19 protein-coding genes are annotated in these 21,479 nt (G+C 44.1%); 11 read left to right on the top strand and 8 right to left on the bottom strand.

The genetic code is table 11. From position 1 onward, the window contains the following. Window positions 1-5: 5 nt before the first annotated feature. Both ispE and lolB read right to left on the bottom strand, forming a co-directional pair. Window positions 6-890: a 4-(cytidine 5'-diphospho)-2-C-methyl-D-erythritol kinase gene (gene ispE, locus PCAR9_RS06970; RefSeq protein ID WP_179982969.1), complete on the bottom strand. Its 885-nt coding sequence runs from the start codon at window positions 888-890 to the stop codon at window positions 6-8. Further along, window positions 890-1,516 carry a lipoprotein insertase outer membrane protein LolB gene (gene lolB, locus PCAR9_RS06975; RefSeq protein WP_179982970.1) on the bottom strand — a complete coding sequence of 209 codons (627 nt, stop codon included), beginning with the start codon at window positions 1,514-1,516 and terminating at the stop codon, window positions 890-892. The genes ispE and lolB overlap by 1 nt, the downstream gene beginning before the upstream one ends. Before the next feature lie 131 nt (window positions 1,517-1,647). Between lolB and hemA the strand changes: the two genes are divergently transcribed. From hemA to kdsA, 6 genes are all read left to right on the top strand, one after another. Then, window positions 1,648-2,922, top strand: a complete 1,275-nt coding sequence (hemA, locus tag PCAR9_RS06980; RefSeq protein WP_179982971.1) for a glutamyl-tRNA reductase — start codon at window positions 1,648-1,650, stop codon at window positions 2,920-2,922. A gap of 15 nt (window positions 2,923-2,937) precedes the next feature. After that, window positions 2,938-4,023: a peptide chain release factor 1 gene (prfA, locus tag PCAR9_RS06985; protein ID WP_179982972.1), complete on the top strand. Its 1,086-nt coding sequence runs from the start codon at window positions 2,938-2,940 to the stop codon at window positions 4,021-4,023. A gap of 36 nt (window positions 4,024-4,059) precedes the next feature. Next, window positions 4,060-4,899 (top strand): peptide chain release factor N(5)-glutamine methyltransferase, encoded by an 840-nt coding sequence (gene prmC / locus PCAR9_RS06990; RefSeq protein ID WP_179982973.1) that lies wholly within the window; start codon window positions 4,060-4,062, stop codon window positions 4,897-4,899. 157 nt (window positions 4,900-5,056) lie between these two features. After that, entirely contained in the window at window positions 5,057-6,622 is a 1,566-nt protein-coding gene (locus PCAR9_RS06995; RefSeq protein WP_179982974.1) for a response regulator, read from the top strand. A 303-nt stretch (window positions 6,623-6,925) separates the two neighbouring features. Further along, a complete protein-coding gene (locus PCAR9_RS07000; protein WP_232091137.1) occupies window positions 6,926-7,291 on the top strand; it encodes a SirB2 family protein in 366 nt (121 codons plus the stop codon). 20 nt (window positions 7,292-7,311) lie between these two features. Beyond that, entirely contained in the window at window positions 7,312-8,166 is an 855-nt protein-coding gene (gene kdsA, locus PCAR9_RS07005) for a 3-deoxy-8-phosphooctulonate synthase (protein WP_179982976.1), read from the top strand. A gap of 61 nt (window positions 8,167-8,227) precedes the next feature. Here the strand turns inward: kdsA and PCAR9_RS07010 are convergent, their stop codons facing one another. Then, complete coding sequence (locus PCAR9_RS07010) at window positions 8,228-8,506, bottom strand: hypothetical protein (RefSeq protein WP_179982977.1); 279 nt, start codon at window positions 8,504-8,506, stop codon at window positions 8,228-8,230. 217 nt (window positions 8,507-8,723) lie between these two features. Between PCAR9_RS07010 and PCAR9_RS07015 the strand changes: the two genes are divergently transcribed. The 5 genes from PCAR9_RS07015 to fusA all read left to right on the top strand — a co-directional run bounded on the left by PCAR9_RS07015 (window position 8,724) and on the right by fusA (window position 14,263). Beyond that, window positions 8,724-9,626 (top strand): transcriptional regulator GcvA, encoded by a 903-nt coding sequence (locus PCAR9_RS07015; protein ID WP_179982978.1) that lies wholly within the window; start codon window positions 8,724-8,726, stop codon window positions 9,624-9,626. Between the two features lie 70 nt (window positions 9,627-9,696). Next, on the top strand, window positions 9,697-10,347 hold the full coding sequence (locus tag PCAR9_RS07020) for an alpha/beta family hydrolase (RefSeq protein WP_232091282.1): 651 nt from the start codon (window positions 9,697-9,699) through the stop codon (window positions 10,345-10,347). Between the two features lie 42 nt (window positions 10,348-10,389). Next, a complete protein-coding gene (locus tag PCAR9_RS07025) occupies window positions 10,390-10,902 on the top strand; it encodes a DUF423 domain-containing protein (RefSeq protein ID WP_179982980.1) in 513 nt (170 codons plus the stop codon). Continuing rightward, entirely contained in the window at window positions 10,895-11,992 is a 1,098-nt protein-coding gene (rlmM, locus tag PCAR9_RS07030; RefSeq protein WP_179982981.1) for a 23S rRNA (cytidine(2498)-2'-O)-methyltransferase RlmM, read from the top strand. The genes PCAR9_RS07025 and rlmM overlap by 8 nt, the downstream gene beginning before the upstream one ends. A gap of 183 nt (window positions 11,993-12,175) precedes the next feature. Next, entirely contained in the window at window positions 12,176-14,263 is a 2,088-nt protein-coding gene (fusA, locus tag PCAR9_RS07035) for an elongation factor G (RefSeq protein WP_179982982.1), read from the top strand. Window positions 14,264-14,366: 103 nt separating this feature from the next. Here the strand turns inward: fusA and cynS are convergent, their stop codons facing one another. The 5 genes from cynS to PCAR9_RS07060 all read right to left on the bottom strand — a co-directional run bounded on the left by cynS (window position 14,367) and on the right by PCAR9_RS07060 (window position 21,455). After that, on the bottom strand, window positions 14,367-14,816 hold the full coding sequence (gene cynS / locus PCAR9_RS07040; protein WP_039216226.1) for a cyanase: 450 nt from the start codon (window positions 14,814-14,816) through the stop codon (window positions 14,367-14,369). An 18-nt stretch (window positions 14,817-14,834) separates the two neighbouring features. Then, on the bottom strand, window positions 14,835-16,718 hold the full coding sequence (locus PCAR9_RS07045; RefSeq protein WP_179982983.1) for a bifunctional protein-serine/threonine kinase/phosphatase: 1,884 nt from the start codon (window positions 16,716-16,718) through the stop codon (window positions 14,835-14,837). Between the two features lie 129 nt (window positions 16,719-16,847). Next, window positions 16,848-17,696 (bottom strand): formate/nitrite transporter family protein, encoded by an 849-nt coding sequence (locus PCAR9_RS07050; protein WP_179982984.1) that lies wholly within the window; start codon window positions 17,694-17,696, stop codon window positions 16,848-16,850. Between the two features lie 493 nt (window positions 17,697-18,189). Beyond that, a complete protein-coding gene (locus tag PCAR9_RS07055; RefSeq protein ID WP_179982985.1) occupies window positions 18,190-20,256 on the bottom strand; it encodes a transglutaminase TgpA family protein in 2,067 nt (688 codons plus the stop codon). Continuing rightward, on the bottom strand, window positions 20,253-21,455 hold the full coding sequence (locus PCAR9_RS07060) for a DUF58 domain-containing protein (RefSeq protein WP_232091138.1): 1,203 nt from the start codon (window positions 21,453-21,455) through the stop codon (window positions 20,253-20,255). The genes PCAR9_RS07055 and PCAR9_RS07060 overlap by 4 nt, the downstream gene beginning before the upstream one ends. Between the last annotated feature and the right edge of the window lie 24 nt (window positions 21,456-21,479).

Consider the following 21,479-nt stretch of genomic DNA (forward strand, 5'->3'; position numbering starts at 1 on the left):
ACACGCTATTTTTGTTGTTCTAATTTGTCTAATAGTGGTGAGCGATTCACACCTTTTGCGACAAAACTCTGCCAGGCTTCAGGCATTTTAGCCCTAACCTGTTCGGCTAAAGTGTAGTCAGAAAAAGTGGCAAATACGCAAGCACCTGTGCCCGTCATTCGCGACGGTGCGTAGTGTACCAACCACTGTAATAATTTTGCAACTTCAGGATAGCGATTCGCGACTAATTGCTGACAATCATTCCAAGTTTTTTCAAATTTATAGTCTTCCCATCGTATCGCAGGTGTATTTCTGGGCAAATCGGGTGAAGTAAACACCTCAGCCGTACTTACATGAACATTAGGGTTTGCGACAAGAAAATACATTTCTTTTTGTGGTGCAGGCGTTATTTCTTCACCCACACCTCCTGCAAATGCTGTAAGGCCTCGTACGAAGATAGGTACATCGGCACCTAAACTTAATCCTAACTCGGCTAGTTCGTTTTCGCTTAGCCCTGTATTCCATAAATGATTAAGCGCGACAAGGGTTGTTGCTGCATTCGATGAGCCACCCCCAATGCCGCCACCCATGGGTAGCCGTTTATCAATTGAAATAACAGCACCTTTATTGCACTTGGTTTTTGCTGCCAGCAATCGCGCGGCTTTTATGATTAAATTATCATCATCGGGTACACCATCTAGTGGCATTTCCATTCGGATATTTGAATTATCTATGCCTTCTTTGTTGGCAGTATCTATATCAAAGGCGAGGGCATCGCCGTAATCCAGCATTTGAAATAAACTTTGAAGCTGATGATAGCCGTTGTCGTATCGGCCTAAAATGTGTAAGAACAGGTTAAGTTTGGCGGGGGAAGGCCACCAATCTTTTTGCGTTGATTCAGATGCGTTCACTACAGAGTCCACTGATATATTTTAATTTTAAGCTGAGTTTTAGGCATATTTGGGGTTTCATCTTGGGTAAGCGTGATGCTGTGCGGTAGCCATACAGATGTTCCATCTTCTAAATCAACACTACCGTAGTTGCCGTAAGTCACCTGCCAATTACGGCAACCTTGGCAATAGCTTTCAAGGGTATTCACAAGCCCTTTTTCGGTTAAGGTGTATTTATCGCCTTCAAGGGGCAGACCTTTTACCCAAGACAGAAGAGGCTTTACCGGTATTACCATTTTGGTGATTTGATAAATAAGTGGTTCTGGTAAAGCATCTACATAGGTTTCGCCGTCAGCCTCTAATACTGACTGGTTTTTGTTCACGTTTAGATTAACTAGACTTACTCCTAAGAAATTAGTTAATCGAAAATCAAAATCACCGGAATCGTTTTTCCAGACTAAATTAAGGCTGGCCGCTTCTTTTCCTTGGCGAAATGCAATTTTTCCGCGCATTTGCCACTGATGTACTTCAGCGACTTTTTCAAGTTGAGCCGTGAGGTTTACCGCGTTTTCTGGGCCTTTGGGAGCGGTTGTGCATGCGCTCAGTACGAAGCAGAGAAACAACAGTAGGGAAATAAAGCGAATCATTAAGGCGCGTTACCTGTATAAAAATAAAACACATTTAATTGTGACATTATGGGAACACAGTTTCACCAACACTTTCAATCATTTTGGGTTTTTCGTACAATGCCGCTCCGACGTTGCCAGCACAGATTTTAATGACTTTACTCGCCCTCGGTATTAACCACAAAACAGCACCAGTAGCACTTCGCGAAAAAGTGGCCTTTACACCAGATTCTCTGGTGGAAGCGCTTGCGAGTTTAAAAAAGCTGGAAGGCGTAGATGAGTCTGTCATTGTATCGACCTGTAACCGCACTGAGCTATACGTTAATACTCAAGACGACACCGGCCAAAAGCTTCTACAATGGTTAAGTGACTTCCATCACTTGGATGTAGAAGAGATTGCCAATAACAGCTATGTGCTCGCGCAGGATGAAGCGGTAAAGCACATTATGCGTGTAGCCAGCGGACTTGATTCACTGATTTTGGGAGAACCTCAAATCTTAGGTCAGGTGAAGCAGGCGTTTGGTGATGCAAAACACTCAGGTATGGTGAGCAGCGAATTTGATAAGCTGTTTCAACACACATTTTCGGTGGCCAAGCGCGTTCGCAGTGAAACTGATATAGGGGCGAACGCGGTTAGCGTGGCCTATGCAGCAGTGCAACTTGCCAAGCATATCTTCGCTGAATTACCAAAGCGTTCAGTGCTACTAGTAGGCGCTGGTGAAACTATTGAATTGGTTGCACAGCATTTGAAAGAGCAGGGCGTAAGCTGCTTAGCCGTTGCAAACAGAACGGTGGCCAGAGCAGAAGCCTTAGCCGAAACACTGGATGCAAGCGTGTTTACCTTGTCGCAAGTACCAGAGCACTTAAAAGATTTTGATATCGTGATAAGCTCTACAGCTAGCCAACTGCCCTTAATTGGCAAAGGCATGGTGGAAAAAGCGCTTAAACAGCGTAGAAACATGCCTATGTTTTTGGTCGACCTGGCAGTACCGCGAGATATAGAGTCAGAAGTAAACGAGCTAGGTGATGCCTATCTTTATACTGTCGATGACTTACAGCACATTGTTCAAAAGAATTTAGAAAACCGCGAGCAGGCTGCAAAAGAAGCTGAAAAGCTTATCGACAAACAAGCTGGCGACTATATGACATGGAAACAGTCGCAGCAATCTATCGATTTAGTAAGACAGTATCGCCAGAAAGGCATGGCGCAGCGTGACGATATTGTGGAAAAAGCCAAAGCGCAATTAGCGGAAGGTAAAAATGCCGAAGCGGTATTAGAAGAAATGGCGTATAAACTAACCAATACGCTGTTGCATTCAACAACCCTAGCGTTACGCGAAGCTGCCATGCACGATGACCCGGCGTTAAGCCGTTGGATGGGACAGGCATTAGATTTATCTGACTTTTTGTCAGACAATAATAAATAAGGTAATAAAAAGCATATGAAAGAGTCGGTAGTTAGGAAACTCGAACACTTAGTCGAGCGTTTCGAAGAAGTTCAGGCGTTACTCGGCGACCCTGAAGTTATCGGCGATCAGGATAAGTTTCGCAACTTGTCAAAAGAGTTTAGTCAGCTAGAAGATGTAGTCGCTGGCTTTAATGCCTATCAGCAAGCACAAGAAAACTTAAGCTCAGCACAGGAAATGCTGAACGAAGACGATGCTGAAATGCGTGAAATGGCACAAGAAGAGATGAAAGAAGCTAAGGCTGAAATTGAGCGCCTTGAAACTGAGCTTCAGGTTTTACTTCTGCCTAAAGATCCAAACGATGATAACAACTGTTTCTTAGAAATTCGCGCAGGTGCGGGTGGCGACGAAGCGGCGATATTTGCAGGTGATTTATTCCGTATGTATAGCCGTTATGCAGAAAGCCGCGGTTGGCGTGTTGAGTTGGTGAATGCCAACGAAAGTGAACACGGTGGCTATAAAGAGGTGGTTGCTAACGTTAGTGGCGATGGCGTTTACGGCGTGCTCAAGTTCGAGTCGGGCGGTCACCGCGTACAGCGTGTACCAGAAACCGAATCACAAGGTCGTATTCACACCTCTGCATGTACTGTTGCTGTTTTGCCTGAAATCCCTGAGTCAGAAGCCATTGAAATCAACCCGGCTGAGCTTCGTATCGATACCTTCCGTGCATCGGGCGCGGGTGGTCAGCACGTTAACAAAACTGACTCTGCTATTCGTATTACTCACTTGCCAACAGGCTTGGTTGTAGAGTGTCAGGACGAGCGTTCTCAGCATAAAAACCGTGCTAAGGCTATGTCAGTACTTCAAGCGCGTTTAAATCAAATTGAAGAAGAAAAGCGCGCGGCAGAAGAAGCTTCTACCCGTAAAAGCTTAGTAGGTAGTGGTGACCGCTCAGAGCGTATTCGTACTTACAACTTCCCGCAAGGTCGCGTTACCGATCACCGTATCAACCTGACTATTTACCGCTTAGATGAAGTAGTAGAAGGGGATCTAAAACAGCTCGTCGATCCGATTTTGCAAGAACATCAGGCTGACTTGTTAGCCTCGCTTTCTGACGAATAATTTCGTATTACAGCAAAAATAGCGTTAAAAAAGATAATGCGCATAGATAACGCCCTAGCATGGGCTGTTAAACAACTAGAGGGTGGCGAGTCACCCTCTGTTGATGCCAAAGTTATATTGGCAAGTATTCTAGGCAAGTCTCAAACTTACCTTTTCACATGGCCAGATAAAACTTTGGATGACACTGAGCAGGTGCAATTTGAAGCTGCAGTGGCAAAAAGAAAACGGGGTGAGCCTGTTGCTTATATTATCGGCAAGCGCGATTTCTGGACCCTATCACTATTTACCTCGCCGGATACCTTAATACCGCGTCCTGACACTGAAGTGCTGGTCGAGCAAGTGCTCAACTGGGCCAATGAACATCTATCTCATCCTCTATCAATCTGCGACTTAGGAACGGGCACGGGCGCTATTGCTCTGGCGTTAGCAAGCGAATTACCTAAAGCATCAGTTACTGGTGTGGACTTCCAGCAGGGAGCGGTAAAACTTGCTACTCGTAATGCACAAGCTAACAACTTACTTAATGCCCGCTTCGTGCAAAGTGACTGGTTTAGTGCACTCGATGGCCAGACCTTCGACATTATTGTTTCAAACCCGCCTTATATCGAAGAAACCAGCCCATACCTTGATGAAGGCGACGTGCGTTTTGAACCGAAAACAGCGTTAACCTCGGGCCACGATGGCTTAGACGATATAAAGCACATTATTAAGAATGCGCCTGCATACCTCAATAAAGGGGCTTTGTTAGCCTTCGAACACGGCTTCGATCAAGGAAGTGCGGTTAATACACTGCTCACTGATGCAGGCTTTGTTAAGGTTAAGACTGTCAAAGATTTCGGTAACAACGACCGCGTGACGCTAGGTCAGTGGCGCTAGCGCTTTCATTACTTTCATCACGCATAGAATTGGCAGTAACCATTGCTGTTTAATTGCAAACTTGCTTATATCTGGTTTTGCATTAGTATTTGTTTAGCGTCAAAGAAAACTAAAAAGCGCCAAGTTAAACAATCTCTTACAGGACAGGACGTACCAGATGAATGATGACTTTCTTTTCGCAGAAGACGACGATGAAAATGAAGCGGATGATCTGGGTAGCTGGAAAGTACTTATCGTTGATGATGAACCTGAAGTACACGCCGTTACCAAGCTGGCACTAAATGACTTTAGCTTAAATGGTAAAACACTAGAGTTTGTAAGTGCCTATAGCGGTGAGGAAGCTAAATATATTTTCGAAACCCACGATGATATAGCAGTTGTGTTACTCGACGTGGTCATGGAAACCGATGATGCCGGCCTTCAAGTGGCAGACTACATTCGCAACGAACTCGATAATCACTTCACTCGCATAATTTTACGCACCGGCCAGCCCGGCCAAGCACCAGAAAAAGATGTTATCATTAACTACGACATCAATGACTATAAATCTAAAACCGAACTAACTGCACAAAAACTATTTACTGTTATTATTGCAGCACTGCGCTCTTATCGCGATATTATTGTTATTGAAGAAAACAGGCGCGGCCTTGAAAAGATCATTGATGCCTCTGTTGATTTGTTTTCTTCACGTTCTCTCGAAAAATTCATGCAGGGCATCATTCAACAGTTGGCCTCTATTTTGGGTTGTTCGAAAGATGCCGCCTATATCACTACTGCGGTTGCCACTACATCGCGAACAATCAATACAAACAATAGTCAGTTGGGCAAAGACGAACTTTATGTGTTTGCAGGAAATGGCGAATATGCCAGTAAAGAAGGCGTGCCGCTAAAAGATGCGATTAGTGCAGAAGAATATGCACTATGTGCACAGGCAATGCGCGATAAGCAGATTGTATATGCAGAAGATCACGTTGTGGCTTACTGTAACAGCAAAACTCACGACGGTGCACTTTTGTATTTATCGGGTTTGCCCAGAAGAATTGGTGATAATGATCGGCATTTGGTGAAACGCTTTTCTGATAGTGTGCAGCTGGCGTTCGATAACGTACTAAAAAGCGTTGATGTTGAAGCAACGCAGAAAGAAATTATTGAGCGCTTAGGGCGCGCTTTAGAGCATGAATCAAATGCGTCAAATCACCTAACGAGAATGGTTGAAATGGCCCAACTATTGGCAGAAAAAGCAGGGCTTGGTGAACAGGACCTTGATACTCTGCGCCTTGCTATACCGCTGCATGATATTGGTACTTCTATTGTACCAAAAGCTATTTTGAAAAAAACAACGCCTTTAACCGAAGAAGAAGTTTTCAACATACGTCAGCATGCAGAGTTTGGGTATCAAATTTTGCAAGACTCAAACCGCCCAACGGTTCAGCTTGCCGCCATGTTAGCAAAACAACATCACGAACGTTGGGATGGAACAGGTTATCCCGATGGGCTTAAGGGCGAAGAAATAGATATTAAAAGCCGTATTGCCACATTGGTAGATGTGTTTGATGCGCTAATAAACTCACGACCCTACAAGCCCGCGTGGACAGTTGATAAGGTTGAAGCTGTATTAAAAGAGGAAAGCGGTAAACACTTCGACCCACACTTGGTAGAATGTATGCTAAACGATCTTCCCGCTTTTATAGCAATACAAGCTCAATATCCTGATGCGAAGTGATGCATTTCCCCGTTATTTACGTACTGTAATACGTTACAATAACAGTGTTTAAACGCGCGCTATAAAAATAAGGCAGGTGTAACCAAATGCACCTGCCTTTAAGATGACTGCTCGCACTTTAAAATGTGACGCTAGGGCAATCGGATATTGCCAAAGCCCTTATAAAGAAAGGCCTAACCATAGTTGTCTTCTAGAGGGCACTTGCTTTTCGCTTCAAAGATCAAGCAATGCCCAATTAGCACATGTGTTAGAGTAACGAGCAGCAGGCTCATCATCTAATAAAAACAGGAACACACTATGTACATGATGGCAAAACACCTTCATTTAACCGCTGTTGGCTTAAGTATTTTATTCTTTGTCTTTCGGTTTATTTGGAGCCAATTCGACGCCACAGCGTTGAACAAAAAGTGGGTGAAAATTCTCCCTCATATCATTGATACCGTGCTTTTAGCTACTGCAATTTGGCTGTGTTTTATTCTGTCTCAATATCCGTTCGTTAACGCATGGCTCACATTTAAGGTGCTCGGCGTAGTGCTGTACATTGCGTTTGGGTTGTTTGCGCTTAAAAAGGCTAAGACAACGTTAAGCAAGTGGGGCTTCTTCGTTGCCGCACTGGTGGTCCTAATGGCAACAGCTATGGTTGCAGTGACCAAACAACCTCTTTTTTAAGATTTAATTGGAAATAGATAATGTCTGAATCTCAACAGATTATTAATGTAGGTAACGTCGAGGTTGCCAATCATTTGCCCTTCGTACTGTTTGGAGGGATGAACGTACTTGAGTCACGCGATCTTGCTATGCGAATTGCTGAACACTATGTTGAAGTAACGCAAAAGCTCAATATACCTTACGTTTTTAAAGCTTCCTTTGATAAAGCCAACCGTTCATCAGTAACGTCTTACCGCGGCCCAGGTATGGAAGAGGGCTTACGTATTTTTGAAGAAATCAAGTCGACTTTTAACGTACCACTTATCACTGATGTACACGAACCCCATCAAGCGGCACCTGTTGCCGAAGTAGTTGACGTTATTCAGCTACCTGCCTTTCTAGCACGTCAGACCGACCTCGTAGTTGCTATGGCAAAAACGGGTAGTGTAATAAACGTTAAAAAACCTCAATTTTTAGCACCACACGAAATGCGCCATATAATTGGTAAGCTTGGCGAAGCGGGCAACGATAAGGTTATTCTTTGTGAACGCGGCAGCTGTTTTGGCTACAACAACCTTGTTGTGGATATGCTTGGTATGGACGCAATGAAAGAATATGCGCCAGTGATATTCGATGCGACTCACGCACTACAGATGCCAGGTGGTCGTGCTACCTCTGCAGATGGTCGACGAGCACAAGCTGCTCAACTAGCAAGAAGCGGAATGGCGTTGGGCTTAGCGGGCTTGTTCATTGAAGCACACCCTAATCCTGATGAAGCACTATGTGACGGGCCTTGTGCATTGCCGCTGGCGAAATTAGAGCCATATTTGCAGCAAATGAAAGCGTTAGATGAATTAGTGAAAGGTTTTGACGCGTTAGATACAAGTAATACCTAAGCTTATGTTGATGGCGTATGCCGGTGCAAGCACCGGCATGCGTATCAGGTGTGTAAGTTGCTTATTCCGCTTCAGAAACGGTTACGCGCTCTTCACCTTTCGCCATTGCTAATAGATTTTTGTGAAGCTGAACTTGGATCTCTTCAGCTAAAATTGCTTTTGATTGCTTCTTAACAACGATGTGAGCATCGTTTTCTGGCAAGACTTCAGCCATTTTTACACTGGTCATTGCCGTGTTGATTAAAGATTGTAGATTGATCTTTTCTGGTTGTGCGTTAGCATTTGCAGCAGCGCTTGCGAAAGCCATTACAGAAACGCTAGCTAAAAGTAGTTTTTTCATTTTCACACCTAATAAAAATAATTAAAAATTTGTTGGCTAATGTTAAAATGTTTAACATTTGGTCGGCATAATTAATTGAAATTAAATGCTCTTTCTTAATTTCGGGTAAATTATAATCAGCAGGTGGCGAAAAATAAAACGAGTAAAAGTATGGGTTGTCATTAGAAAAACTAATGGATTTGTCATGCTTCGGTCACACTGGATTTGAATACAATATATGCACCGACGTTTACCTCCTCTTAATGCCTTAAAGTCGTTCGAAGCGGCAGCACGCCATTTGAGCTTTACCAAGGCAGCGGACGAATTGTTTGTTACTCAAGCAGCAGTAAGTCATCAAATAAAAGCCCTTGAAGATTTCTTATCTATGAAGCTGTTTCTAAGAAGAAACAGAACCTTGCTTCTGACCGAGGAGGGACAGGCCTATTTCTTAGAGTTAAAAGATATCTTTAAAAACTTACAGGACGCGACAGAAAGATTGCTTGCGAAGGGCAGTAAAGGTGCCATTACAGTCGCCATGCCGCCTAGCTTTGCGAGCCAATGGTTGGTACCCCGTATTCATAAGTTTAGTTTGGCTCACCCTGATATTGACGTGCGCATAAAAGCGGTAGACTTCGATGAGGGCTTCTTAGAAGACGATGTGGACGTTGGAATATATTACGGTAAGGGGCGTTGGGCTGGTCTGCAGGCTGATCAGCTGCACAGAGAGTTTCTAACGCCGCTATGTTCACCCATGCTTTTTCAAGGGCCTAAGCCTCTTTCTAGCTTGTCTGACTTAAGACACCATGTGTTACTTCACGATTTAAGCCGAACCGCGTGGAAAAACTGGCTAAAACACGTTGGCGTTGTTGGCGTGAATGTAAATCATGGCCCGGTTTTTAGCCATTCTATGTTGGTATTGCAAGCGGCTGCGCTAGGTCAAGGTATCGCGTTGGGTAACACCATACTCGCTAGGCCAGAAATTGAAGCAGGTCGCCTTGTGATGCCGTTTGAAGAACGGGTAGAGAGTCGCGACGCATTTTATTTGGTTTGTGAGGAATCACAGGCTGAATTAGGAAAAATTGCAGCGTTTAGAGACTGGATCTTAGCGCTGGTTGAAGCTGAACAAGAGGATTTGTTGTAGTATGGCTAAAATAGAAGGAGCCAATTTACAAACCAATACAGAAGCTAGCACAAAGGATGTTGCTTTTGATATGGAAGTGCACGTAGCCAAAGCGCCTGTCGCATGCTTAATACTTGGGCACGGCGCTGGTGCGGGTAAAGAGCATGAGTTCATGCAAGACATGGCAAACGAACTTGTTGCAAAGGGCATATCTACGGTGCTTTTCAATTTTCCTTATATGCAAACCATTAAGTCTACTGGTAAGCGCAGACCTCCTGATAAAGCCGATAAACTCATGTCACACTTTGCTGCGGTAATTGAGTCCTGTAGCAAAGATAACAGTGCCCTGCATAACTTACCCGTCTTCATTGGCGGGAAGTCCATGGGCGGGCGTATGGCCACCATGGTGTATGAAGGTATTAGCAACGTAAAAGGCGCGATAGCGCTGGGCTATCCATTTCACCCACCGGGTAAGCCGGAGAAAACCCGCACAGAACACTTGCTAACAGCGGCAAAACCTCTGCTTATCATCCAAGGGGAAAGAGATACCTTTGGTACTAAAAATGAGATTGAAAGTGGTGAAGAGAACTACGCGCTATCCTCAATTATTGAATGCGTATTTTTAGAGGACGGTGACCACAGCTTCAAACCTCGAAAGGCTAGCGGTAAAACCCAACAAGAGCATATTGTTAAAGCTGCTGATTTGACCGCGGCGTTTATAACCCGCAATCTGTCTAGTTGATATTCAAAACAACATTTTAAATGAAAGCGAACGATTAAATTAATGAGTAACAAAAAACTTGGGTTGGCTAGCCTCGCTAAACCTTATCTTGTAATTGGAGCTGCACTTGCAGGCTTAGCGGTTGTTCTAGGGGCGTTTGGCGCACATGGTTTAAAAAGTGTATTAAATACACAGCAACTCAACACATTTGAAATAGGCGTGCGCTATCAAATGTATCATTCAATAGCCTTGTTGCTATTGCCCGCTTTGTCTGCTTACGTCTCATCGAAATGGGTTAACCGTGCGGCATTTTGTTTTGTTACCGGTACGGTATTGTTTAGCGGAAGTTTATACGCGCTCGCCATCAGTGGTATTAAATGGTTTGGTCCAGTTACCCCATTGGGCGGCCTATTCTTTATCGCTGGGTGGACTTTATTAATGATTGGTTTGCTTGTGGGAAGGTCTAAAGAGAACGAAAGGGTACAGCAAAACTTATCTGATTTAGATCGGACAAATGCTAAACACATGGCGCAAGCCGAAATAACGGACAAAAACAGAGGAGCAGGTAATGTCTAATGCTAGTATTTTAGGCTATTGCCGACCGGGGTATGAAAATGACACGGCTAACGAACTTACATCTCGATACGGTGAAGCTCAGTGTTACGGCTACCCAGTGTCAAAGAAAAATAGTGGCTTTGTGCACTACCATTTATATGATGCCGCGCAATTAGAGCAAACCATTACCCAGTTTGCTGTTCACGACAGTATCTTTCCTCGCCAGCTAGTGGCTGTTTTTGTCACGTTAACTGAAGTGGAAAAAGAAGATAGAGTGGGGCAGGTACTTGAAGCACTAAAAGAAGTAGAAAAACCGTTTTCTATTTTTGGTGCCATCGACGTGGAGTACCCTGATACCGAGGATGGGAAAACCCTCGCTAAGTTTTGCCGTAAGTTTACCGTACCTCTTCGCCAAGCGTTAAGAAAGGCGGGGTGGCTCACTGCAAAAGAAAATTTAGGTAAACCTAAGCTGCATATTTTTTTTGAGTCGTTTGAAATTTGTCATATTGGCTATACATTACCTAGCCACGCAAGTCGTGATCATCTCGGTATCTGCCGATTGAAATTTCCGAGTGATGCGCCTAGCCGGTCTACGCTTAAACTCGAAGATGCACTTGTAAACATGCTGAGTGACAAACAGCAAACGAAAGTACTTCGAAGCGGTGGTCGTGCGGTTGACTTAGGGGCGTGCCCTGGCGGCTGGACCTATCAACTGGTGAAACGCGGCATGTATGTGGAAGCTATCGACAATGGACTTGTAGCCGATAGTTTAATGAGTACTGGGTTGGTTGAACATCACGCAGCAGACGGGTTTACTTATCGACCACAATTTGGTCGCGTCGATCTGCTTGTCTGTGATATGATAGAACAACCCGATAGAGTAGCGAAATTGATGGGGGATTGGCTGGTCAAGCACTGGGCGACCCACGCCATTTTTAACTTAAAGCTACCTATGAAACAACGCTATGAAACTGTAGTCGAAGCCATGGCGTTGCTAAATAGCCGTTTAAATGCCTTAGATGATGCATTCGCGGTTAAGGTTAGGCATCTCTACCACGACAGAGATGAAGTTACAGTAACAATTGTTCGCACTTCAGCTGATGAGGTGTGATTTTGTTATTTTTCAAAAAAGTGTCATAACATGTTAAGTTGTTGATACTTATAGAAAAGAATTGATGCTGGCGCGGATTTTGGCAAGCGAATTTTAGGTTTATGCTAAAAAAGGTGTAAATCTGGTATAGAAATCCTTTATAATCCAGCCGTTTTTTTACTCTGAACCAATGAAAGTGAACTAATGTCAGACTTATCTTTATACAGAAACATTGGTATTTTCGCCCACGTAGACGCGGGTAAAACTACCACAACAGAACGTATCTTGAAGCTTACTGGTAAAATCCATAAAACTGGTGAGGTTCACGATGGTGAATCAACAACTGACTTCATGGAGCAGGAAGCTGAGCGTGGTATTACCATCCAGTCAGCGGCAACAACCTGTTTCTGGAAAGATCATCGCATGAACATCATCGATACTCCGGGACACGTTGACTTTACAGTTGAAGTATATCGTTCACTTAAAGTACTAGACGGCGGTATCGGTGTATTCTGTGGTTCTGGCGGTGTTGAGCCTCAGTCAGAAACTAACTGGCGCTATGCTAACGAATCTGGCGTTGCACGCTGTATCTTCGTTAACAAGCTAGACCGTATGGGTGCAGACTTCTACCGTGTTGTTGGCCAAGTTAAGAAAGTTCTTGCTGCTAACCCACTAGTAATGACGCTTCCAATCGGTATCGAAGACGACTTCAAAGGCGTTGTTAACCTTCTAGACATGAAAGCGTACATCTGGGATGACTCAGGCCTACCTGAGAACTACGAAGTAGTAGATATCCCAGAAGATATGGTTGAGAAAGCAAACGAATACCGTGAGCAACTAATCGAGACTGCTGTTGAGCAAGACGACGACCTAATGATGGCTTACATGGATGGCGAAGAGCCGTCTCTAGAAGACATCAAGCGTTGTATCCGTAAGGGTACTCGTGACCTAGCGTTCTTCCCAACATACTGTGGTTCTGCATTTAAGAACAAAGGTATTCAGCTAGTTCTTGACGCGGTTATCGATTTCCTACCTTCTCCAACAGAAGTAGACCCACAGCCTCTTACAGACGAAGAGACTGGTGAACCTACTGGTGAAGTAGCAACAGTATCTGTTGACGAGCCGTTCCGTGCGCTTGCGTTCAAAATCATGGACGACCGTTTTGGTGCGCTTACGTTTATCCGTATTTACTCTGGTGTACTTAACAAGGGTGACACTATCCTTAACAGTGCTACAGGTAAAACTGAGCGTATCGGCCGTATGGTTGAGATGCACGCTGATGAGCGTACTGAACTTACTTCTGCACAAGCAGGTGACATCCTAGCTGTTGTAGGTATGAAGAACGTTCAAACTGGTCACACGCTTTGTGATCCTAAAAACGCTTGTACACTAGAGCCAATGATCTTCCCTGAGCCAGTAATCTCGATTGCTGTTAAGCCAAAAGACAAAGGCGCTAACGAAAAGATGTCTATCGCTATCGGTAAACTAGTAGCAGAAGATCCATCTTTCCAAGTTGAAACTGACGAAGATTCAGGCGAAACCATCCTTAAAGGTATGGGTGAACTTCACCTTGATATCAAAGTAGACATCTTGAAGCGTACTTACGGCGTTGAGCTAGAAGTTGGTCAGCCACAGGTTGCATACCGTGAAACTATCACGCTACCTGTTGAAGACAGCTACACGCACAAGAAGCAGTCTGGTGGTTCTGGTCAGTTTGGTAAGATTGATTACCGCATCAAGCCAGGCGAAACTAACTCTGGCTTCAAGTTCACATCTACTGTTGTGGGCGGTAACGTACCTAAAGAATTCTTCCCTGCAATCGAAAAAGGTTTCGCAGGTATGATGGAAGTAGGTCCTCTAGCTGGTTACCCAGTACTAGACGTTGAAGTTGAGCTATACGACGGTGGTTTCCACGCAGTTGACTCATCAGCAATCGCGTTCGAAATTGCAGCTAAAGGTGCATTCCGTCAGTCAATGCCAAAAGCAGGTCCTCAAATTCTTGAGCCTGTGATGAAAGTTGACGTATTCAGCCCAGAAGACAACGTTGGTGACGTAATCGGTGACCTTAACCGTCGTCGTGGTATGATCAAAGACCAAGAAGCTGGCGCTACTGGCGTTCGCATCAAAGCAGATGTACCTCTATCTGAGATGTTTGGTTACATCGGTCACCTACGTACTATTACATCTGGTCGTGGTCAGTTCTCTATGGAATTCAGCCACTACTCAGCATGTCCTCAGAACGTAGCTGACAAAGTAATTGAAGAAGCGAAAGCACGTAAAGACGCTAAGTAATTAGCCTTTGCGAACGTTAGCTAACTTGTGTTAGCTAACGCTTCAAAAAAATACCAAAAAGCCGGTCATTCGACCGGCTTTTTTATGCCTAAAGCACTGGGCTTTAGTACATTTTGTATGGTAAAAACTTCCCTGACATAACTACGCTCACGCGGTCGCCTTTAGGGTCGTTCTCACGCTGTAAATCCATTGAGAAATCAATCGCGCTCATAATACCGTCGCCAAACTCTTCATGGATAAGTTCTTTTAAGGTAGTGCCATATACATTTACGAGTTCATACCAGCGATAAATAAGCGGGTCGGTAGGCACTTCTGTGGGTAATGAGCCTTTATAAGGTACGATTTGAAGCCAAGCAATGGCTTCGTCGGTAAGTTCAAGTAATTCGCCTACCGCTTCTGCTTGTTGCTTTGTCATGGCCATCTGGCCTAAGCAAGCGGCAGTACTCCACTCTTTAGACTGACCTACAACCTCAGCAATTTGGCTCCACTTTATGCCTTTTAGAATTTTGGCTGATTGGATCATGTCGGTAACTTGTGTTCTTGATGTAATCATTAGTATTTCCTCAACAGGTTAATTAAACAAAATGAGCGTTACTAGGTTGCAAACAATAAGGGCCAGTATTAGTGCTTTGTAGACAAAAAGCGGATGGCGCTTTACTAAGGGCTGATACGTTGTGTGCTCAGAAGGATTTGGGTAGCGCAGCGAGTGTATAAACTCTGAAAGCGAAGAGTAGCGTTTGTCAGGGTTTATGTGTAAGGCACGCTTAAGCGCACTATCAACCCAAGTAGGTATTCGCCTTTTAGGATCTAACGCCGTCTCGTATTTTAGTTTTTTCTGTTCAGCAAAAGTGCGACAGTGGGCAAGCTTGGTATGGTAAGGATAACGACCACATAAAAGGTAATAAGTGAGTACGGCTAAGGAAAATAAATCAGAGCGCTCGGTGCCTACATTTCCTAAAAAGTATTCTGGTGCAGCAAAGAGTGCTGCGCCAGGAATAGGCGCATCACTATAAAGACTGGGGGCATTTTGTAAGGCAGCTGATCCAAGGTCAATAAGGGTACAGTGACCGAGTTCGCTGATGATAATATTGTCGGGACGTATATCCCTGTGAAGAATGCCCTGGCGATGCATTGCCTGTAATCCATTACAGACTTGCTCAACAATATTCCGAACTTGTTCTAATGAAGGTGTAGGGTTATCAATAGACCACTGTGCCAAGGTCTGCCCTTGTACATAGCTACTCACGCTATAAAAGGCTGTGGGTGTGTTTTTATAACCCAAGTCCGTAAACGTGGGGCTTTTTACAATATGGGGTGAGTCGACCCGCCTTAAAAACCAATTCTCTATTAGAAAACCGTTTAGCATTTCAGGTGATTGGGAAAAGTCAGTGGCTGGTGTTTTTACAACTACAGTATCATACGGGTTTGCAACGGGTGACGTGCGTCGCGTGGCGATAAATACATGACTGCGCGCAGAAGTATAAAGCTGTCGCTTTAAGTTAAAGCCATCTATTTCATCGCCTGTTTTAAGTTCGGTAAACGCTAACTCGCCGGTAGTCTTTAGTGGTAATTTATCATCATTATAGCCGGCTGCATTAGATACACCGTGACAGTTGCTATCTATTTCTCCAGTAGCCGTAATCAAGCTTTGTTCACCATCAATATCACCACTACTACCAACATCAATATTACCGAACTCGACTTTTATAAGCAGAAGGGTGAGGTTATCATCGCTTCCATTGTTAAACGCTTCGTGTACCACTAAAGCAGCTTGGTTTTCAGATAGCGTATAAGCATTATTTATTTTATTGAGTATGCTCGGTAGCGCTACAAATTCATAAACGCCGTCGGTACTTATCGCAATGGTACTTGGTGAGGTTAACGTTAATGAAGTGTGGTCAATATCGATACTTGCTGTAACGCCCAACGCATTAGCAAGGTAAGTTTGTGAAGGTTCACTATCTGATGCTTGTCGATGAGGGCGAGTTAGCAATATAGGGTCTTTAGCATTACTTGTAACAACCTGAATTTGGCTATCTCCAACGTGAAATACGTCAAGGCGATTGCCGGTTACGATTGCTACCGAAAATGTGCACACATAGCCTTTTTCTGGGGTGTAGCAAAAAGCGCTTTTCTGCGTTCGGGTATAAAGCAGTGCATTAATTTCTTTAATAATGGTTTCGGCGCGGGTTTTGACCGTCCATTGTTCGGGCGCTATGTTAAACAGCTTAGTAAACTGGCGTGTGGCAAAATCGCTAGCAACCTGGCTTACCGTGCTACTGCTGACACCGTCAGCAACTATAAAAATGCTACTTTGATTTAGCTCGTCAGAGGAAACGTGGTAGGTGTAAGCATCCTGGTTTATGTCTTTGATGCCAGTTGTTGAAAAAGCACTTACTGAAAGTGTGCAAGGTAGCGAGGAGTTCGATGTTTTTAGCGCTGCTTGCTTATTCATATTCAATTGCTTGTTTCCTAGTTACCTGGACATAGGTCTGTCGACTTACTTTTAAATAGGAAAGAATGTTGCCATCACGACTTAATATAAAGGTTTATGTCGTGATGGCGGTTTGGCTAAATAGCTTTATTAGATAGGTAGCGTTTGAGATGCCGCTGCTTTATCAACAGGGATTGTACGCTTTGGCAATGTCTTCACGTGGGTGGTATAAAGCGTTAGGCCAGTAAACGCTAAACCGCCTACTAGGTTGCCTAGTGCTGTTGGAATTTCATTCCAAATGAAGTAATCCATTACAGAGAAATCACCGCCCATGATAAGACCAAATGGGAAAAGGAACATATTTACCACAGAGTGTTCAAAACCCATGAAGAAGAACAGCATGATGGGCATCCACATAGCCAACACCTTACCGCTTACGTGAGTTGAGATCATCGCTCCTACAACGCCTAGAGACACCATCCAGTTACATAGCATGCCGCGGATGAAAATGGTGAACCAGCCAGCTGCGCCATGCTCTGCATAGCCTAACGTTCGGGCTTCGCCAATACTGGCAACCTTGGTCGCAATAGCGCCGCCATCTACGTTGTAGCCCATGGTAAAAATAAACGACATCATAAAGGCAACGGTTAATGCGCCGCCGAAGTTACCTAAGAAGACTAAGCCCCAGTTTCGTAATATCTGTTTCGGGGTAACCCCTGGGCGCTGGGCAAGCCATGCTAGCGGCGTTAATACAAACACGCCGGTTAAAAGGTCGAAACCCATAAGGTAAAGCATACAAAAGCCAACCGGGAACAGCACGGCTCCTAGTAGGAAAATACCAGTTTGAACGGCTATGGTAATTGCAAAAACGGCAGCGAGTGCCAAGATTGCGCCTGCCATATAAGCGCGTATTAAAGTATCTCGTGTAGACATATAAATCTTCGCTTCGCCTGCATCTACCATTTTGGTCGCAAACTCAGCGGGGAGAAGATAAGCCATGGTTTCACCTCACGTTGTCGTTATTAATAAGTTGCCAGTTGTGTTCCGAAAGTTAGCTATCTACATGCGCTCTTGCAGATCAAAAAAAGGCGTCCGCAGCACTCTCGTTAGAAAGAACTGGGGACGCCTTTGTCCAAAAATTGTGCATTGTAGTAGCTATCAGTCGTAATTTTTTAAACGCTTTATATGTGCACGCCTTTGTACACCAAAGTTCCTAAGCAATATTACATAGCAGCCATCGCTTCGAACTTTAATAACTATGGTTTTAAAACACCAAAGAAGTAGCCAAAAAAGTGCCAATAGATGAAAAATAAGCGATGGTTTTAAAAAAATCTATTTAAAACATTATATTAAGCTTATTTTTTTAGGCGGAAGTAAAAAGTAGTCCTGATAGAAATTCAGCCATTTGCACTAAAAAGGTGGGGGCGTGAATGTTTAAGGTGCAATGTCGATATCTATTTCACAAGCGCACTTACGCTTTTAGATAGGATCTTTATTTGAGAGACTGTTTGAGTGTTTTTAATTGAAGCTTCATGACTTCATGTCTATCAGAGCTTCGATCCCTCTTTGCATAACGCTCACGCTCAAATATCTCGCAGAGTTTTTTAAATGACCTGGCTGCATGCGGGGGTAAATAAGCGCTGGTTTGATTTATATAAGCTGATAAGGTTTTGTTATCTCTACGTACCCCTGTCTTTGTTTCAACAAGCTTTATCGCTTTTAGCAATATGCGATACGAAGGCGACAAGTGGACCTTTTGTTTTTTGGGTAAAAAATATAGCGCCAATATGAGCCCGATTAACCCAAGAGCCGATAAAAATACTGCACGCATTTTCTGCGGAGTCAGCGCGCCTAATAGTTCCTCAAGCATGTTGGTCTGGGCTGTATTATCGAAACCCAGCACCCACTTGCTCCACGAATAATCGAGTTGCTGAAACCAGCCTTGCAAGGTTGCAAAAAATGCAGAATTGCCAAATTCACTTAATATGGTTGTTTCGCGTGACTCCCCTAATTCTTCTAATGCGTGTTCAAGCCCAAAAGATAATCGAGACGGCGCGACCATGCTGGTGGGGTCGAAACGTATCCACTTACTGTCTATTAAGGCTTCTACCCATGCATGGGCATCGTACTGCCTTACTTGAAGGACGTTATCACTTAGTGCGCTACCACCCTGGTAGCCTGTTACCATTCTAGCCGGTACGCCAGCTGCGCGAAGCACGTATACCATAGCGCCAGCATAGTGAGCGCAAAAGCCGGCCCGTTGCTCAAATAAAAAGCTGTCTATAGGGTCCACGGGCATAGCATTTGGGGAAAGGGTATAGCGGAACCCCCCTTGATTGAATTCTCGCATTACCGCATTGACGACCTCAATAGTATTGCTGTATTGATTGGCTAGTGCTTGTCCCCAAGCCCTGGCTTCGGGGTTGCCATTTGTTGAAACTTGCAAATTTAGTTGCGCTTCAAAGTTTCCTATACCGTTTATGATCGGTGCGTTTGAAAAGTAGCGTAAATAAAAGGCTTTTTTGCTGGATATAGGCGTATCGGCACGCAAGGTATAATCAAATAGCGTGCTGACAGTAATACTGTTCTTAAGGTTATTAGGCGATGAAGGTTCTAGCGCGAATAGCCACCTTTGTTGAGTCGGCTCTACAATTAATTCATAGTCGGTTACAAGGGATAATTCTTTTACTGCTAGGATGGATAGAGGCGTTGATCTACCCATAGAAGCTAACTGTTGCTCGGCTTGTTTGCGTTTGTTACTGATAGACCAGGTTTTTCCATCAAAATGCTCGAGTGTCATTGCACGCCAGTATCTCAAAGGCGCATCGGGAACCTCTTCTTCACTATTGAAGGTAGCACTAAAAGCAAGTTCAGATGAGCTAGCAAGTGATGCTATATCACCAGGCGTCACTGTATCGGAAAGCCCGGTTTCCGTGGATTTTGACGTGGGCATTTGCCAAAGGGGCGGAAGCTGAGGCAATAATAGGAATAAAAGTAGCGCAATGGGAAAAGCTTGAACGATAAGTATACTGACGAATCTAACGCTTCTCGCTATAGAAACACCAGCACCGTGATAAATGGCCGTTGCGACGAGCAGTAATGCTAATATAGCTGTATAGCCTATCCATGCAAATACACTCAGTGACGAAATAAAACCGCAGCCGATTAAGAATAAGCTGGTACATATTAGCAGGTGAAAATCTCGCTTATTTTTAACAAGCATGATTTTTAAGGCGCACGCTACCGTCAACAAATTAATCATGCTATCAAGAAGACCTACTGAGAAACCAAACCAAGACAAAGCAAATACGGCAAGTACAGCAAGTAAATTCACCGTACGTGAAGTAGGTAAGTTGTGCAGTGTGCTAAGGCCTGCAACCCTCACCACCACAGCACACCCGCTAAGCATCAATACCCATATCATTAAAGGTGAGGTAAGCGTAGAGAGTATTAGGGAAAAGGCTGCGCAAAGTAGAAGAACAGCCACAGATTGGGGTTGGCTAAATACGCTTTTTAAAACAGCTAATTGTGAAAACTGCCTAGAAGTAAGGATACTCACTTTAAAGGCCTCATCTTCTTCTTTTGCTTGGAAGCTAAAGATACGGGCCTGTTTGTTGTTGAGGTGAACGATGACGTATTATGGCTTGTGTTACTTGCAGACGCTAAACAAGCAAGTGCGCTAAGGCATTCATGTATGTGCTCAGCTCCATGGTCAGGCGCAATATTTAGTCCTTTGAACTGTACACCGAACCCGCGTTTTGCACTTGACCCAAATTCCGCTTTTGTCCAAGAGCCCGCTTTTGTCAAAGAAAGTACGGCATGAGTAAGCGCCGAAACCGCAGTTTCTAAATCCGTATTAGACGGTATTGAAAGTATATAGCTGTCGCTTTGCAGAGAAGTAAAAGATTTAGAAACCCAGTTTCCATTTTTAGCCACATGCTTCCACGATACCCGGTTAAGTGGCTGTCCAACTTCGTAATCCTTCAATGCGTAAAAGTCTTCGCTACTGGTTGGGTGGCTCAATTCACTAACATTTTTTGACTCATCTGTATTGGCAATCCTATTGATAGTGATAGGGCCTTCCTGAGGCTTGGCATACACAATAACTTGCTGATCAAAATCAAGGTGAGTCCAGCATTTATAAAGCCCAAGAGGAAAGTCACAGGCGATGGTCATTCGACCCAAAGTGAATAGCCCTCGCTTTGGTATTTGCAAAGGTACCCTGAGGCTTTGTCGCTGGCCTTTGTTTGAGCCTAGATGTGTATTTAACGCAAAGCTAAAGTTTCGCTCTAAAAATGCTGATGTGTCGCCATCAGTTGTTTTTTGAGTGTGAGTATTTGCTGTGCGCACTACATTCAGCCACTTTACCGACAGTACGCCACTGCAGGGTTTCGTTGGAGTGTTCTTATGAGGAATGATCTGAAGGTGTATTTCACCGTCTAAGTTGCAATGAAATGAGTCGGGCGGAAGAGCTTTAAGAGCTAGACGGGCAAAGTTTTTATGAGTGTAAAACAACGTGAGTAGCATAATGCTTAAGCACAAATAGCTAAGCAGTAACATCAAGTTGTTTTGATAGTTGGTCCCGAGTAAAAACAAGCACAGCGACAAAATAATAAACGACCAGCCAAACCCACTTGGTAGTATAAAAATACTGTTCAAGTTTAGGTGATGTTCGGGGGAAGCCGGAACACGTTTATCTAGCCACTTCAGTAGTCGCTGCTTGAAGTAATTTGATAAGGAGGCAGGCACTTTACGCACGTGTAATACTCCGACAATCCATAA

It is taken from the genome of Alteromonas macleodii (genome assembly GCF_903772925.1).
Classification (GTDB): domain Bacteria; phylum Pseudomonadota; class Gammaproteobacteria; order Enterobacterales; family Alteromonadaceae; genus Alteromonas; species Alteromonas macleodii_A.